This is a genomic window from Yoonia sp. R2-816 (assembly GCF_046762905.1).
Lineage (GTDB): Bacteria > Pseudomonadota > Alphaproteobacteria > Rhodobacterales > Rhodobacteraceae > Yoonia.
In genome coordinates this window covers 160,083-175,571 of record NZ_JBKQXN010000352.1, presented here as the reverse complement: position 1 = coordinate 175,571, position 15,489 = coordinate 160,083, and the positions used below count along the sequence as shown (strand labels likewise).

At 57.6% G+C, this 15,489-nt stretch carries 11 protein-coding genes and 1 pseudogene; all 12 read left to right on the top strand.

Annotated features, from left to right (window positions below):
* Nucleotides 1-13: 13 nt before the first annotated feature.
* Complete coding sequence (locus tag ACFWW2_RS27380) at nt 14-673, top strand: TetR/AcrR family transcriptional regulator (protein ID WP_393933993.1); 660 nt, start codon at nt 14-16, stop codon at nt 671-673.
* Nucleotides 670-2,013, top strand: a complete 1,344-nt coding sequence (locus ACFWW2_RS27375; protein WP_393933991.1) for an efflux RND transporter periplasmic adaptor subunit — start codon at nt 670-672, stop codon at nt 2,011-2,013. Before ACFWW2_RS27380 ends, ACFWW2_RS27375 begins: the two co-directional genes overlap by 4 nt.
* A complete protein-coding gene (locus tag ACFWW2_RS27370; RefSeq protein WP_393933989.1) occupies nt 2,010-5,129 on the top strand; it encodes an efflux RND transporter permease subunit in 3,120 nt (1,039 codons plus the stop codon). The genes ACFWW2_RS27375 and ACFWW2_RS27370 overlap by 4 nt, the downstream gene beginning before the upstream one ends.
* Nucleotides 5,126-6,058, top strand: coding sequence for an alpha/beta hydrolase (locus ACFWW2_RS27365; protein WP_393933987.1), 933 nt, complete (start codon nt 5,126-5,128; stop codon nt 6,056-6,058). The genes ACFWW2_RS27370 and ACFWW2_RS27365 overlap by 4 nt, the downstream gene beginning before the upstream one ends.
* A gap of 308 nt (nt 6,059-6,366) precedes the next feature.
* Nucleotides 6,367-6,576, top strand: a pseudogene (locus ACFWW2_RS27360) (ABC transporter permease); the annotation flags it as partial.
* A 739-nt stretch (nt 6,577-7,315) separates the two neighbouring features.
* A complete protein-coding gene (locus ACFWW2_RS27355) occupies nt 7,316-9,127 on the top strand; it encodes an ABC transporter ATP-binding protein (protein WP_393933985.1) in 1,812 nt (603 codons plus the stop codon).
* Nucleotides 9,128-9,302: 175 nt separating this feature from the next.
* Nucleotides 9,303-10,316: a glycosyltransferase 61 family protein gene (locus ACFWW2_RS27350; protein WP_393933983.1), complete on the top strand. Its 1,014-nt coding sequence runs from the start codon at nt 9,303-9,305 to the stop codon at nt 10,314-10,316.
* Between the two features lie 109 nt (nt 10,317-10,425).
* Nucleotides 10,426-11,016: a serine O-acetyltransferase gene (locus tag ACFWW2_RS27345; RefSeq protein WP_393933981.1), complete on the top strand. Its 591-nt coding sequence runs from the start codon at nt 10,426-10,428 to the stop codon at nt 11,014-11,016.
* Between the two features lie 2 nt (nt 11,017-11,018).
* Nucleotides 11,019-12,584 carry an AMP-binding protein gene (locus ACFWW2_RS27340; RefSeq protein WP_393933979.1) on the top strand — a complete coding sequence of 522 codons (1,566 nt, stop codon included), beginning with the start codon at nt 11,019-11,021 and terminating at the stop codon, nt 12,582-12,584.
* 33 nt (nt 12,585-12,617) lie between these two features.
* Nucleotides 12,618-12,854: an acyl carrier protein gene (locus ACFWW2_RS27335; RefSeq protein ID WP_393933977.1), complete on the top strand. Its 237-nt coding sequence runs from the start codon at nt 12,618-12,620 to the stop codon at nt 12,852-12,854.
* Between the two features lies 1 nt (nt 12,855).
* Nucleotides 12,856-14,082 carry a type III PLP-dependent enzyme gene (locus ACFWW2_RS27330; RefSeq protein WP_393933975.1) on the top strand — a complete coding sequence of 409 codons (1,227 nt, stop codon included), beginning with the start codon at nt 12,856-12,858 and terminating at the stop codon, nt 14,080-14,082.
* Between the two features lie 437 nt (nt 14,083-14,519).
* The gene (locus tag ACFWW2_RS27325) at nt 14,520-15,464 is read left to right on the top strand and encodes a substrate-binding domain-containing protein (protein ID WP_393933973.1); all 945 of its coding nucleotides are present in this window, start codon (nt 14,520-14,522) and stop codon (nt 15,462-15,464) included.
* Nucleotides 15,465-15,489 lie beyond the last annotated feature (25 nt).

Sequence of the window (15,489 nt, the reverse complement as noted above, 5' to 3'; positions counted from 1 at the left end):
GAAATGTGGTCCTATGCCTTCAGTGAACAAAACCTTACCCAATAGCGACACTCGCAAAGACGAGACGAGGTCCCGACTGATCGAAGCCGCGATGCGGCAATTCGGGCAGCATGGTTTCGAAGCGACTTCACTGCGCGCCGTCGTGGGTGACGCGAAGCAAAACATCTCGTCGGTCAAATACCATTTCGGATCAAAGGATGGGCTTTTCGACGCCTGCGTCAGAGCTGCGGCGCAGCGTCTGAAGGCCGAAGGACCGGGCGGCATCGTGACCTCGGAGACGACAAACCTGTCCAGTCTGTCGCCTGAGCAGGCGCGGACAATGATCCGCGTAGTGATCGATGTAGCGCTCCGCGATGCATTGCGCCCCGAGCTCGCGCATGAACTACGGTTCCTGCAACGCGAAATCGTCATCGGCGGGCGCGGTGCGGGCATCTTTTACGACGAGGTTCTCAGAGATCACGTGGCATTTTTTGCCAAGCTCTTCTCGATCGCGGAGGCGCTAAACGAGGAAGAGGCCCGATTGCGTGCTCTTGCGATCATGATGCAGACCGTGCTGTTTCTCTCGGCTGGCCCGGTGATCGAAACCGGGATCGGCTGGCGCATCACGCCCGAGCGTATTCCGGAACTGGTGGATGCACTCTATCCCGAAACGAAAACGGATTCTTCCTCATGAACTGGCGTGCCCTTCTGTTCATCCCTGCGGTTGCCGCCGGTGTGTTCCTCTTCATGATCCAGCAACGCAGCGATGACGCCGTCGAAGCCAATGCAACACAGACGATTGCGAGACCTGTCGCGGCACTGAACGCAGCGCCCGCGCCGATCGATATCGTGATAACGGGTTTTGGGCGCGTCGAAGCTGTCCGCACGTGGGAGGCTGTCAGCCAGGTGGACGGTCGGGTCTTGAGCGCGGCTGACGCGTTGGCCACAGGTTCGATCGTCGAGGCGGGATTGACCTTATTGCGTGTAGATCCGCGGTCCTACGAGATCGCCCGTGACCGGGCTGCCGCCAACCTGCAAACCGCCGAGGCGCAGTTGGCGGAACTTGACGCGCAGGCTGAAAGCCTGTCCGAACAGATCGCGCTTGAGCGTCGCATCGAAGCCGTCTTTCAGGCCGAGAGCGACCGGCAGCGGCAGCTTCTGGATAGGGGTGCGATCGCGGAATCCCGTCTGGAGCAGGCCGAGCGCGACCTGATCACCCAACAGCGCCGTGTTCTGGATATCCAGAACCAGATCGATCTGATCCCCGTGCAGCGCGTCAGTGCCGAGGCAACCCGCCGGACCCGCGAGGTCGAGCTTGAAGAGGCAGAGCGCGACCTATCAAACACCGAAATCGTGGCTCCGTTCACGGGTCGCGTGCTGGAGGAAGATGTTTCAGAAGGGGAGTATATCCGCCCCGGCGACAGGCTTCTGACGCTTGCGGCTGTAGATGCCGTCGAGATCACCGCTGAGGTGCAACCCTCCGAGGTCGGCGCGGCGCTTTCCTTGTTGCTGCCGTCGGCGGACGACGGCTCGGTCCTACTTGACTTGTCGGATCAGGATGCCGCCCGCCAGGCTCTGAACACTTCGGGGGTAGAGGCAGTGGTCATTCTGAGCCAAGGTGGACGCCACGAATACGCAGGGCAGATCGAACGCGTCGATGGTACGATAGATGAGAGCACCGGCACCATCGGCATCGTCGTCCGTGTCCCAAATGGTGGCCTGCCCGATCTGGACCTGCGACGACCGCCCCTGACGATCGGGGCATTTGTGTCGGTCGCGTTCCGGGGCACCACCAAATCGGACTGGCGCGCGATCCCGCGCGGATCGCTTCAGTCGGAAGCAGAAGAGACATTCGTCTATGTCGCCGATGCCGCCGACACGCTTCGGCGACGGCCGGCAGAACGCCTTGGGCAAGTGAACGGCCGCGCGATCATCGACGCCACCCTTGAAGACGGAGACCGCATATTGGTTGCACCGCCGGAACCGGCAATTCTGGGCCAATCCCTGTCAGTCACGGAAAGCGCAAGCGAATGATCCGTTACTTCGTCCGCCACCCCGTCGCCGCGAACATTCTCATGATTTCGGCGGTGATCCTTGGGCTCTCCGTCATCCGAGACATGGAGCGGGAAAGCTTCCCCGAGTTCACGCCCTCGCGTGTCTCGGTCGCGGTTCTCTACCCTGGTGCGGCCGCCATCGATGTGGACGAGCAGATCTGCGCGGAAATCGACCGCGCCCTGAACGCTCTGAGCGATCTTGACGAACTGGAATGCCAGAGTGTCGAGGGCCGCGCCTCTGCCACGCTGACCATGACTGAAGGCGGCGACATCTCGCAATTTTTCAACGACACATTGTCAGAGGTGCAGGCGCTCTCCGATCTTCCATCCGATGCCGAAGAGCCGACCGTCGCGATTGCCGGGCGCGAAGAACAGATCGCGCTTCTGGCCATTTCGGGGATCGACCAGCGGGACAGCCTGCTGCGCTATGCCGACCGCCTTGCGGCTGAACTAGCCACCCTTCCACTCGTCGCGGATGCAACCGTCGGCGGGATCAGCGAACGCGAGGTGATGATCGCCCTCGATCAGCTTGCGCTGCGCCGCTATGGGCTGTCGGCCCGCGATGTCACGGACGCAATCAATGCCCGCTCCTTCAATCAACCCTTGGGGACCGCGCGGACGGCGGATCAGGAACTGACGCTGCGTTATCAGGGCGTAAGCCGGTCGATCGAGACGCTGGAGAATGTCGTCATCCGCGAGGCTGAAAATGGCGGGTTTGTCCGTGTGCGCGATGTTGCCGAAGTCCGGCTCGCCCCTTCCACGCCGGAGCTGCAATCCTTCATCGACGGTGCGCGATCCGCCACGATCTCGATTTCAAAGACGCAAGCCGCTGACGCGATAGACGCCTTCGCGTCCGTGAGAGAGGTGATCGACCGCGAGGAGGCGGCCCTGCCTGATCCGTTCTCAATCACGGTGGTCAATGACGCGACAGAAAACATCCTCGACCGCATCCGGATCGTGGTCGAAAACACGGGCATCGGGCTTGTGCTCGTTCTGATCGTGATGGCGGCGGTCTTCAGTTTTCGCGAAGCCTTCTGGATCGCAGCGGCCCTGCCGATTTCCTTTCTCGGCGGGTTCTTCATCCTCAATGCGCTCGGCGTGACGATCAACATGATCTCGCTGATCGCGATGCTCATGGCCGTCGGCCTGATCATGGACGATAGCATTGTGATAGCTGACAACATCGACAAGTGGCGCGGCCGCGTCGGTCCGAAAGACGCGGCCATTCGCGGCGCAGGCGAGGTTGCCCCCGGTGTACTGTCGTCTTTCCTGACGACCGCGTGTGTCTTCACGCCGCTGATGTTCCTCTCGGGCGAAATCGGGTCGATCCTCGAAGTCGTGCCGGTCGTTCTCCTCATGGTGCTTGGCGTCAGCATCGTGGAAGCCTTCCTCGTACTGCCCAATCACCTGAGCCACGTCACACCCGACCGGGAACGACAGGAACGGAGGCTGGCCCCTCGCGCAATCCGCTGGATGACCGACCGTGTCGTGGTTCCCGCAGTCACCGTCCTTGTTGATTGGCGTTATCTGACGCTGGGTCTGACCTTTGCCGCACTGATTGCGACAGTCGGCCTGATCACCGCGGGCACCGTGAAGGTGATCGGCTTCCCGACGACCGAGGGTGACACCGTCGAAGCCCGGCTGGCGCTGGACCCCGGCACGCCGTTGGAGCGCACCGAAGCGGTGGTCGCCCGCGCGTTGGCCGCGCTGGAACAGGTGAACGCCGAACTTTCGCCGCGAACCGAGGGCGGTGCCCCGCTGGGCGAGCAGGTGCTGGTGCGCTTCGCGACCAATCCAGATGTCAGAAACAATGGCCCGCACACGGCGACGATAACAGTCGACCTGTTGCCCTCGGCCCTGCGCAACGTCGAGGCAGACCGCGTGGCCGCCATGTGGGAGGCGGGCACAGGCCCTGTCCCTGACATGGCACAGTCGAGCTTCGTGCAGACCTCCGCCACACCGGGAGGTTCCGATCTGGACGTGCAGCTGTCCTCCCGCGATCTTGCGCAACTTGAAGCCGCCAGCGCGGCGCTCTACACGCGTCTTGTCGCCCGGCCGGACGTAACGGGCGCCTATCAGGATTTCTCCGGCGGTCAGGCGCAGGTGGAGATCGCGCTGAACACCTTCGGGGCTAGCACTGGCCTGACGCCCCAGAACCTGAGTGGGCAGCTGCGCGCCGCCTTTTCGGGCAATGAAACCGACAGCTTTACTGAAGGCTTCAGCGAGCTTTCGGTGCGGGTGGAACTGGGCGACAGCGTGCAGACCCTCGCCGATCTCGAAAGCTATCCGATCGCAATGCCGGGGGGCAGGGTCACGACGCTGTCGCAGGTCGCGGATATGGCGGTGGTGGACGGATACGCCCAGATCACCCGCCAGGACGGCGCGGCCATCGCGCGGATCATCGGCCAGATCGACCGGGAAGCAACCACCTCGGCCGCCATCTCCGAAGAGGTCCGCTCAGTCTATGCGCCCGAAATCGAAGCCGCGTTCCCGGGCGTGACCGTGGGCATCGGCGGCGCGACCGAGGCGCAGCTGGAAACGCAAAGTTCCATCGTCGTGGCGCTGCTGATCGGCCTGATCGGGGTCTACCTGATCCTTGCCTACCAGTTCCACAGCTACACCCTGCCTCTTGTCGTGATGCTGTCGATCCCCTTCGCGATCATCGGCGTCGTCTTTGGGCACCTTGCCGTGGGCATCGACCTTGCCATGCCGAGTTTCGTGGGCTTCGCCTCGCTCGCTGGGATCGTGGTCAACAACGCTATTCTCTTCGTCGCTTTTTTCGAGATGGAGAGCGAGGACAACGCCGTGACGGGCGCAATCGAGGCCGTGCGTCACCGCTTCCGGCCCGTGCTACTAAGTTTCATGACGACGTTTGTGGGCCTCTTGCCCATCATCTTCGAAACCTCCCCGCAGGCACAAACGATGGTCCCGCTTGTGACTGCAGTGGCCTTTGGCCTTCTGTCCTCAACGTTCCTGACGATCTTCGTGCTACCCGCCGCGCTTGCGATCTATTTTGACTGGGCGACCCTCGATAAATGGCGTGCAAGCCGGACCGCGATGTCGGAGCCGGACGGCAAGGAGGTTCCAGCGGAATGATCGGTCGTCGTGAAACCCTGTTCGGTCTTGCGTCGATGGGGCTGATGGGGTGCGTGCCGCGTGGTGACTTTGCGCCGGCGTCGTCGGCAGGCGTGATGAGAAGACGTCGCATGATCATGGCGACGAACCGTCTGAACCTTGAAACAGCAGAGCGCGGCGACGGACTATTCTGGTATGATCTGAGCGTCTCCGTCCCTGCGAACCGGACGCCCGGCACCGTCCCAGTCTCAGGCGCTTCCGCCTTCGGGACAGAACGGGTTCTACCTTTGGATAGGTTCCCAGACCTTGGCGCAGCGAATGGTGAACCGCTCGTCGTCTGGATTCACGGATACAACAACACCGCAGCCGAGGCGGTCTACCGACACACCCAGATGGCCGAGGATATCGGCATGAACGGCCCGCAGGTCAGTTTTGTCTGGCCATCCGCCGCAAGCGGTCGCGGTTACTTCCATGATCGTGACAGCGTGCTGGATGCGCGGCGGCCGCTTGCTGACACGCTGTTGGCCCTGCGCCGGCGCTGGTCCGGCGACATCCTAGTCGTCGCACATTCGCTTGGTGTGTTCCTCGTCATGGAGAGCCTGACACGACTTGCCGCACAAGGATTCCCGGTCACGGACATCGCAGATGGTCTGCTGTTTCTGCAACCCGACATCGACCCGGATGTGTTCGGGGAGCAGGTCCGGGACCTCGGTCCACTTCCGGCACGCTCCGTTGTCGTCCTGGCCGAGGACGATCCCGCCCTGCGGATCTCCGGGAGGCTGGCGCAAACCGGCACGCGTGTCGGCAATACGTCGCACTCCGTGCCGGAAGGGTTCGAGGCGATCGACCTCACCGATGTCCGCGACGCGGCCACCTCGCATCTGGTTGCACTGTCTTCGCAGCAAGTTTTGGCGTTTCTCCGACAGATTTACCGGAGCGGGTTGCGCTAGATAGGGTCTGGGCAGACACAGCGCTGGCGTTCCAAGGGCATCCACGCTCGAGAGTTTTCAACGTCGCCCTACCCTTCAGATACTTTTTGTGTGATGGCACGATTTCGAGTCGACCGCCCAGCCGTGGCATTCGCGCAAGCATTCCCGCTCTGGCCGGTCGCCGACCGGAAGCCCCCCATGAGATTGTTGGATCATGAACACAGCGCATGCCGCCCTCTCCCCTCATCAACACCGTTTGGTGGTCGGTGGGAATGGTGGGGAGGTTGCCGGGATCTGAAAGAGAGGAAAAAGTGTCGAAACAAATCCTCATGTCCCCCGACGTGCTTCTGACCGGTGCAATCGTCTTGTTGCTGGCCATTATTGCGTCGCGATTTCCAGCATTCATTGGACCTTCAAACCTCGCGAACGTCTTCAATGACACAGCACCGCTCATCCTGCTTGCTATCGGTCAGATGATCGTAATCCTGACCCGATGCATTGATCTGAGCGGGGCGGCGAATCTTGCGTTGACGGGTGTCTGACGTCAGCGCTTATGGGTCCAAATAGCGGCATTTGATAAGAGAGCGTTGTTGGCTCATCGTCACCACGAAGGAGTGGACGATACCGAAGTCTTTGGCAAAGTTGAAATGTCGACCGCGCGCAGACGTCAGGATTACGCCCTATGGCTCAAACTGCTGCGCGCAGGTGATAGGGCCCAAGCGGTTCCTGGTACATTGGCAACCTACCGACGTGGTTCAACATCACTATCTGCCAATAAGCTTCAGGCAGCCGTCGGGACATGGCGCGTCTACCGGCAAATGGAAGAATTGGACCTGATCAAGTGTAGCTGTTACTTCATGTACTATCTGGTCGGTACTGCTTGGCGAAGACTTGAGCAGAGAACCGCCCGAAAAAATCACCATCAGTCTTGAGATACCCTTTGCAGGGGTTTCCAGTCACACTTTATATTTGCTGTCAGTTGGCGCTATATTTCATGGCAAAGTCACCCACATCATATGCCAAAGCCGTACCCGACCCGCCGCATCCAGAATTGGAAGTCGCGGGCCGACTACTTCCCTTGTCGAACCTGTTGGAAAAATGTCAGGAGTTTACAGGCCGCTCTTGTCGCTCATGTCTGCGGTAAACTGATAGAACAGGCGGTTCTGAGAAACCTGCCTGACCGCTATACTTTCGGCACAAAACGCCCTATCACCATCGGATAAGGCCAAAAATTTTTTAGTACATTTTACACCAAGTGTCGCAAAGCAGAATGGTATCATGATTAAGACATACGCCAAGGTTCTTTCGCTATTTGACGCAAAAGAACGCCGCGGCTTTTACCTTTTGATGCTGATGATGGTTTTTGTGGCCTTTGCAGAAATCATCGGCATCTCATCTGTTTTGATGTTTCTGAACCTTCTGGCTGATCCAGATCGCGTGACCGAAAACGCGATGTTGGGCTGGATCTATGAATACTTCGCGTTTCAATCGACCTATGCTTTTCTGATTGCCATGTCGGTGGCCGTATTCTGCATTGTGCTTGCCAGTCTGGGTGTGAAGGCGCTGAGTGCATTTACATTGATCCGGTTCGCCAACATGCGTGGTTATGCGCTGGCGCGTCGATTGCTTCGTATCTACCTCTACCAGCCCTACGCGTGGTTCCTGACCAAAAACAGCGCCGAGATTGCGCGGAATGTGTTGAGCGAGATGGATTATCTGGTCTTTACCGTGATCGTTCCGCTGCTGCGGATTATCGCAGGGACCATATCGGCGCTGGCGATTGTGTGTTTCCTGATCGTTGTCGACCCCTTGGTATCGTTGCTGTCAGCCGGGCTGTTGGGCGGGTCTTATGCCGCGCTTTATCTGGCTTTGCGCCCGGTTATTCACAATGCAGGACGGCGCAGGCTCTTGGCGAGCGACCAGAAGTACAGGATCGTCGGTGAGGCGACCGGCGGCTTCAAAGAGGTCAAGTTGATGGGCTTGGAGGAGAATTACACCCGCCAATTCAAAGCACCCGCGCTTGATCATGCAAAGTATGCAGCCCGCAACCAGACGCTTGGCGAGTTGCCGCGCTATGCGCTTGAGGCGCTGACGTTTGGCATCATGCTGACCCTCATTCTCGTTTTGCTTCTGCGGAGTAGTGGTGATTTGGTCGCCATCATCCCGACGCTTGGTATCTTTGCGTTTGCGGTGATCCGCATTTTGCCGGCGATCCAGCAAATCTACCACAGTCTGGTGTCTGTGCGCGGTGGCGAAGTATTACTCAACCACATCGTTGATGAATACAACGCAGATTTCCCCATCGAAGTGGCTGATATCGAGGCTGATCAGGCAGCTGGTCGACCAGCTCTGCAATTGAACGAGATGCTGGAACTGCGCGATATCGGGTTTGGCTACGACGAAGCGCAGCGGCAGGCCCTTCATCAGCTGAACATGCAGATCAAGTCGCGAACAACTATTGGCATCGTCGGCGGTACGGGTGCCGGAAAGACGACGCTGATCGACCTGATCCTAGGCTTGCTTCCCGTACAGGACGGACAAATCTGCGTCGATGGGGTTGAGATTACGGATGACAACCGGCGTGCCTGGCAAAACACCATCGGATACGTTCCGCAGGAAATCTATCTTGTCGATGACAATATTGCTCGCAACATTGCCTTTGGTGTCCCACAAGATCAGATCAACATGCAAGCGGTCGAGAAGGCGGCTAAGGTTGCCGCGCTCCATGATTTTGTCATTGATGAACTGCCCCAAGGTTATGACACAATGGTGGGTGAAAGGGGTGTGCGTCTTTCGGGCGGTCAGCGCCAGCGCATCGGGATCGCGCGTGCCCTTTATACAAACCCAAGCCTACTGATCATGGATGAAGCAACCTCTGCACTCGACAATATCACTGAACGTGTTGTGATGGAGGCTGTTCACAATATTCGCGCCGACAAGACTGTGATCCTGATCGCGCACCGGCTAACAACGGTCAAGGATTGCGATCAAATATACCTGATGGAACATGGTCGGGTTGTGTCGAGCGGAACTTACGATGAACTGGTCAGTGGCAATGAGACGTTTCGGAAGATGGTGGAAGGCACCTGAAGCTTGGCTGGTTCAAGATCTCCACGAGGCGGGCAGTCAGCGCAACACAAGTTCTGCACCGTAGACGGCTGCAACTGGACACCAGTCACCATGTTGCCTAGTCTACATCGCATTAAAACAAGTTTATTATGACTGAAGCCACAATATGATTTCGTTCAGACCTTTGCACGGGAAAATGCGCAGCCTGTTGCGCCAACCTGTTCCCGATATCCTGTCGAAAGATGCTGATAAATGGGAAGTTGCGCCTGGCAGTCCCAGTCATGTACCGCCAGCTATTTTTTTGCCGGATCAGATCGAGCGCATCAGGGGCACTGAGTTTTCACCACCTGACGCCGTGATCAGGTCTTTTCGCGGTGAATTTGATGTGGAGCAGGAGCCGACCTTTGGTTATCGCCTTAAAAATGTCGACCTGGTAGATGGGGTACTTTACGCGGACGGGCGGCAGCGGCATTTGCGTGCGCGCACGTCGAAATCTTTGACCTACGCGGTTCCGACCGATGTGTTGCATGGTGTGATGTATGAAAGCTGGATCGGTAACCGCTGGTTCGGAACATGGCTGCGTCAGGACTGTCTGACACACCTGCTGGCGGAACCGGAAGGTCAAACCGTCACAACCGCGCCACCGCCCAAAGGTCATGTTCCGCGCTATGAAGAATTGTTGGGTATGAGGCCGTTACGCCGACAGCATGTGCATTTCGATGAGTTGGTGCTGTTCGAAGATTTGCCCAATAACGAAGGAAAAGCAGAGCGGGCCCGGGATTTACGCAAACGCATATTGGCGGGTCGCGAGGTTGCGCCTTTGCCCGGTGTGTTTATCCTGCGCGGCAGCACAGGTGACGAACGGGTTCTCGAAAACGAACGCGAGATTGCCGACCAGCTGGCAGAAACCTACGGGTTTCATGTCCTTGACCCGACGGCGGCGACCGTCGATGAAATTGCAGACGTCTGTGGAGAGGCCAAAGTTATCGCCGGGATTGAGGGCAGCCATCTCGCGCACGGTCTTGCAACGATGCCACCGGATGCAACGCTATTTGTGATCCAGCCGCCTGAACGCGTTGTTGCCACGTTGAAGATGGTGACCGACCGACAAGGTCAGGGCTTTGCATTTGTCGTCGCCGAAGGCACCGATACAAGGTTTCGCGTGGATTGGGAGGAGGTTCAACGCACTCTGGATCTGCTGCCGCAATGATACTGGCCCCCCCGATGATCACCCATCGCTTGTCTGAAATGCGCAACGAGCTGCTGTCAAACCGAACTGTGGCGGCCCAAAATACTTGTCGAATGAAGGCGCCTGTGAAATGTGTCCCGCTGTCGTGGCGACCAAGGTTGGAGGCAACCGCGTGTTCCGAGTGTTGAAGGGTGATTATGAACGTCATGGGCGGTCTCTGTTCGAGCCCGCATTTGTGTCGTTGGCGATTTACCGGTTTGGTCATTGGGCAATTCACCTTAAGAATCCGGTGGCCCGCTGGATTGCCAACAAAATATACGCCATCTTCAAGATATTCATTCTCAACGTGACGAAGGTATGGATTCCGCCGCAGGTCCAGCTTGGCGAGGATTTCCACATCATCCACGCAGAGGGCAGTCTGTCGCTGCACCCCGATGTGGTGATCGGGGATCGGTGTGGTGTTATGCATAACGTGACCATCGGGACCAATATGGGCGATGGTGCGCCGGTCATTGGTGATGACGTGTTTATCGGCGTGAATTCCACCGTGCTGGGCAACATCAAGATCGGTGATCGTGTACGTATTGGTGCAAACACGGCTGTCAGCACCAACATCCCATCGGATTCCACCGTCATTGGCTCTCCGGCCAAAGTCTATCCGCGTTTGGCTATGTTCGCCAAACCGGCAGAAAAGCCCGACGACAAGAAAGAAGAGCCGTGAAGATGACCGGGACGGTTTACAGACTGCTTGCCGATAATCTGCCAGCGAACGCTGAAAAGACAGCGCTTATCGATGCGAAGCGTTCGGTGAGTTATGCAGATTTTGTGTTCGAGGCAGATGTGGTGGCTGACTATCTGACGCGGATCGGGGTGCAGTCCGGCGACCGGGTCATCGTCCATCTTCGCAAGAGCATCGAAGAGGCTGTGGCCATGTTTGGCGCGGCCAAAATCGGGGCCGTCGTCGTCAACGTGAACACGCAATGGACAGCAGAGCAGCTTGGTTATGTTGCTAAGGACTCTGGCGCGCGGGCCCTGATCACAAATACCACCGCGCTGAAAGGATTGTCTGACGGCAAGATACCAGATGGGCTCCTCGGTATTCTTGTAGAGGGCAAATCGGGTGCTGAAGGTGCTTATGATCTGTGGAGCGATCAAACAAAAACCGACACATCTGCGGAGGTGGAACAGGCCGATACTGAGCTGGCGATGATCATCTATACGTCAGGCTCCACCGGGATGCCGAAGGGTGTGATGCTTAGCCATCGTAATATCCGGATCGGTGCGGAAACTGTTGTTGAATACCTGGGGCTGCGTGACACGGACCGGTTGTTGTCGGTTTTACCTTACAGCTTTGATGCAGGGTTGAACCAGTTGACAACCATGTTGTTGATCGGAGGCAGCGTGGTGCATCAGCCGGTCGTGATGCCGACCGAGGTTGTGAAGGCGATCCAGACCCACCATGTCACCGGATTTGCGGGGGTGCCGCCTCTTTGGAACCAGGTCGTCAGACTACTCGACAATGCGCCATCGGACCTGCCATCACTGCGGTTGATCACGAATACTGGCGGGAAAATCCCGCCTGATATCCTCGAAAAGATGCCAATGGTCTTTCCGGGTGTCGATATCTTTCTGATGTATGGGCTGACCGAGGCGTTCCGATCCACATATCTGCCGCCGGCCAAGTTTGCCGAAAAGATGGGATCGATAGGCCAAGCGGTCCCCAATTCGCAGGTGTTTGTGATCCAGCACGGCAAAGGCCGCGCCGGGTCGGGCGAGCAAGGTGAACTGGTGCATGCAGGCCCACTGGTCAGTCTGGGGTATTGGCAACAGCCGGGACTCAGTCGCGAAAAAATCCGTCCGTGCCCGGAATTGCATGATCTGATTGGCGACGCCGATGTCGTCTATAGTGGCGATCTGGTGCGCGTGGACGAGGATGGTGATTTGTGGTTCGTGGGCCGCGTGGACGACATGATCAAGACCAGTGGCTTCAGGCTTAGCCCAACCGAGGTGGAAGATCTCGTATCGCGCAGCGGGCTTGTTGCAGATGTTGTGGCCTACGGAGTCGAGGATCATGATCTGGGTCAGGTGGTGCACATAGCAGTAACGACGATTGATGATTTTGATCAGGCGGCTCTGACCGGCCATTGCCGCAAGGTTATGCCGCCTTACATGATTCCGCGCCATATCCATCACTGGCAGGGTGCCATGCCCCGCACCGCCAGCGGAAAGCTGGACCGCCCCGCCATCATTGCAGAATCGAAGACCCAAAGTCACAATACGGCTTCATAACTCGACCCTTTTCCATTCAAGGACTTATTGCCCATGGCGCTGACTACCCAACAGCTGATTGACTATCTCAAAGACACGCTGAACCTTGATGACGGTATTGATGCCGAAACCGAGCTGTTTTCGTCAGGGATACTTGATTCCGTTGCCATGATGAACGTCATCGGATTTGTTGAGGAAACCGCCAGGATCGAGGTACACCCGGCCGACGTCACCCTCGATAACTTCGACACGCCATCGCGGATTGTTCAGCTTGTCGAAAACCAGTCCTGAAATGAACAGACTCGACTCGTGTCTCGCCGAGGCTGCCGAACGGTTCGGCACGCCGTCCTATGTCTATTTGACCGATGCAATCGAGACGCGCATCGCCGAGATCGAAAGCACATTGGGCCGCTGGTTCAGCCTGAGTTACGCGATGAAATGCAATCCGAACCCCGGACTGCTCGAATGGCTGGCGAAGCGTGTTGAGTATGTTGACGTGTCTTCGATTGGCGAGTTTCGTTTGGCGCGACAGGCTGGCTGGGGGCCAGCACAGGCCAGTTTTACCGGACCGGGAAAGCGTGACGCCGAAATCGCAGAGGCCATCGACGGTGATGTAGGCGAACTGGTCGTGGAAAGCGTGCACGAGGCCATCGCTGCAAACCGTGTTGCGGGCGAGGCAGGTAAGATTCAGAACATCCTGATCCGCATCGCGCCGTCCTCAGTTCCCAAAGGATTTGGCGATCACATGGCAGGTCGGCCAAGCCCGTTCGGGATTGATATTGAAGATGCGGCAGAACAATTGCCGCAGATACTGGCGCTTCCGAACTTGTCGGTGGTCGGGCTGCATATCTACTCGGGAACGCAATGTCTGAAGCCAGATGCGATCTGCGAAAACTATCGAATCTTCATGTCCGTTTTTCGCGAGCTGTGCGAAGCTTATGACATCACTCCGCAAAAGCTGGTATTTGGTTCTGGCTTGGGCATCCCTTATCACGCTGGTGATACACCGCTGGATCTGACCGATGTGGCCAGCGTTATCGGTCCCGAACTGGATGACTTCCGATCCGAGGACCGTTTTGCCAAAACGCAATTGATCCTTGAGCTGGGTCGCTATCTTGTTGGCGAAGCGGGCTACTTTTTGACGAGCGTGGTCACAATCAAGGACTCTCGCGGCACCAAGATTGGTATCTGCGACGGTGGTATGAATAACCACCTACCGGCGTCCGGGCATTTTGGCATGGTCATCCACCGTAACTATCAGATGCATCGCGTCGGCGGTGGTGAGGCTGACGAAAAGATCAACCTTGTCGGTCCGCTTTGTACATCAATCGACAGGCTGGCCAGTGGTGTCATGCTGCCGCATTTAAGTGAAGGTGATATCGTTGCTGTTCATGCCAGTGGTGCCTATGGCATCACCGCCAGCCCGATTTACTTTATCAGCCACCCGGCGCCGAAAGAAGTTTTGGTCGAAGGCGGCCAATTGACCGACGTCTCAAGAAAGTTCGAACTGGCGCGATAAGCGAAAACGACTGTCAGAGCAGGCACCGTTCCACTCATCACACCCAAGAATGCAACCGGTTGCAAAAACACTCCATCGGCTCTAAGGTGATTCCGATAACGGTCGAAATATGTCCGGGGGGATGCAGCCGGTATGCTGCAAAATGCGCGAAACTACACTGGAGTATCTGCCGAAAGGCGCGGTCAAATGACTGAATTGGCAAGTGAAATCGGTTGTCAAATCTCTGAAGATTACAACAGTGCAGATACATCAATGGCAGTGCCAGTTCGTGCACATGACCTGCATTCAAATACTAGTCGCCCCACGGCGGCCCAAAACCTCGTCGAGATCGCGTATCTGACACGGATCGCATCATGAATTGAGGTGAAATCATCGCCCCCAAAAGGGGTCCCGGTCTTTTTGTTGCGTGTGCCGGGCACGTTTTCTGGGAGGAAACCATGAAAAAACTACTACTGACCGCTGGTTTGACAGCATTGATCGGCACCACGGCGATGGCGGAAACTATCGGCGCTTCGATCGCGCGCTTTGATGACAACTTTCTGACCGTGATGCGAAACGGTATGGTTGACTATGCCGCTGGCATCGACGGCGTTGATCTGCAAGTCGAGGATGCGACCGACGATGTGGCCAAGCAGTTGGACCAGATCAACAACTTCATCGCATCCGGCGTTGATGCGATCATTGTGAATGCTGTCGATACGTCAGCAACCGAAGCAATGTCGCAGGCTGCCGCTGCAGCAGGCGTGCCTCTAGTCTACGTGAACCGCGAGCCGATCAACGTCGATACGTTGCCAGACAATCAGGCGTTCGTGGCATCGAACGAGATTGAATCCGGCACACTGGCCGCGTTCGAGGCGTGCAAGATGCTGCGCGCTGCCGGCAAAGCAGGGGGCGCCAATGGCTACCTGTTGATGGGTCAGTTATCCAACCAGGCCGCCGTGCAGCGGACCAAGGACGTCGATGATGTCCTCGGTATGGATATGTGCAACTTTGTCAACATCATCGACCGCCAGACCGCCGAATGGTCGCGGGACAAGGCGCAGGATCTGATGACAAACTGGCTGTCATCGGGCGAGTCCTTCGACGTGGTCTTTGCCAATAACGACGAAATGGCGATTGGCGCAATCCAGGCGATGAAAGCCAATGGGGTCTCAATGGATGATGTCGTGGTTGTGGGCGTTGATGCCACACAGGACGCGCTGGTGGCCATGCAGGCCGGTGATCTGGACGCGACGGTGTTTCAGGATGCGTTCGGTCAGGGTGAAGGATCGGTCGATGCCGCATTGGCACTGGCCCGCGGGGAAGACGTTGACCAGAAGGTCTACATCCCCTTCCAACTGGTCACGCCAGACAACATCGACGACTTCCTCAGCAAGAACTGATGAACACGGCTCTGGGCGCTCTGAC

What these genes read in the sequence shown, in the direction of transcription:
- ACFWW2_RS27380 (WP_393933993.1), top strand. Translation starts at nt 14, where the DNA reads ATGCCTTCAGTGAACAAAACCTTACCCAATAGCGACACTCGCAAAGAC.
- ACFWW2_RS27375 (WP_393933991.1), top strand. Translation starts at nt 670, where the DNA reads ATGAACTGGCGTGCCCTTCTGTTCATCCCTGCGGTTGCCGCCGGTGTG.
- ACFWW2_RS27370 (WP_393933989.1), top strand. Translation starts at nt 2,010, where the DNA reads ATGATCCGTTACTTCGTCCGCCACCCCGTCGCCGCGAACATTCTCATG.
- ACFWW2_RS27365 (WP_393933987.1), top strand. Translation starts at nt 5,126, where the DNA reads ATGATCGGTCGTCGTGAAACCCTGTTCGGTCTTGCGTCGATGGGGCTG.
- ACFWW2_RS27355 (WP_393933985.1), top strand. Translation starts at nt 7,316, where the DNA reads ATGATTAAGACATACGCCAAGGTTCTTTCGCTATTTGACGCAAAAGAA.
- ACFWW2_RS27350 (WP_393933983.1), top strand. Translation starts at nt 9,303, where the DNA reads ATGCGCAGCCTGTTGCGCCAACCTGTTCCCGATATCCTGTCGAAAGAT.
- ACFWW2_RS27345 (WP_393933981.1), top strand. Translation starts at nt 10,426, where the DNA reads ATGTGTCCCGCTGTCGTGGCGACCAAGGTTGGAGGCAACCGCGTGTTC.
- ACFWW2_RS27340 (WP_393933979.1), top strand. Translation starts at nt 11,019, where the DNA reads ATGACCGGGACGGTTTACAGACTGCTTGCCGATAATCTGCCAGCGAAC.
- ACFWW2_RS27335 (WP_393933977.1), top strand. Translation starts at nt 12,618, where the DNA reads ATGGCGCTGACTACCCAACAGCTGATTGACTATCTCAAAGACACGCTG.
- ACFWW2_RS27330 (WP_393933975.1), top strand. Translation starts at nt 12,856, where the DNA reads ATGAACAGACTCGACTCGTGTCTCGCCGAGGCTGCCGAACGGTTCGGC.
- ACFWW2_RS27325 (WP_393933973.1), top strand. Translation starts at nt 14,520, where the DNA reads ATGAAAAAACTACTACTGACCGCTGGTTTGACAGCATTGATCGGCACC.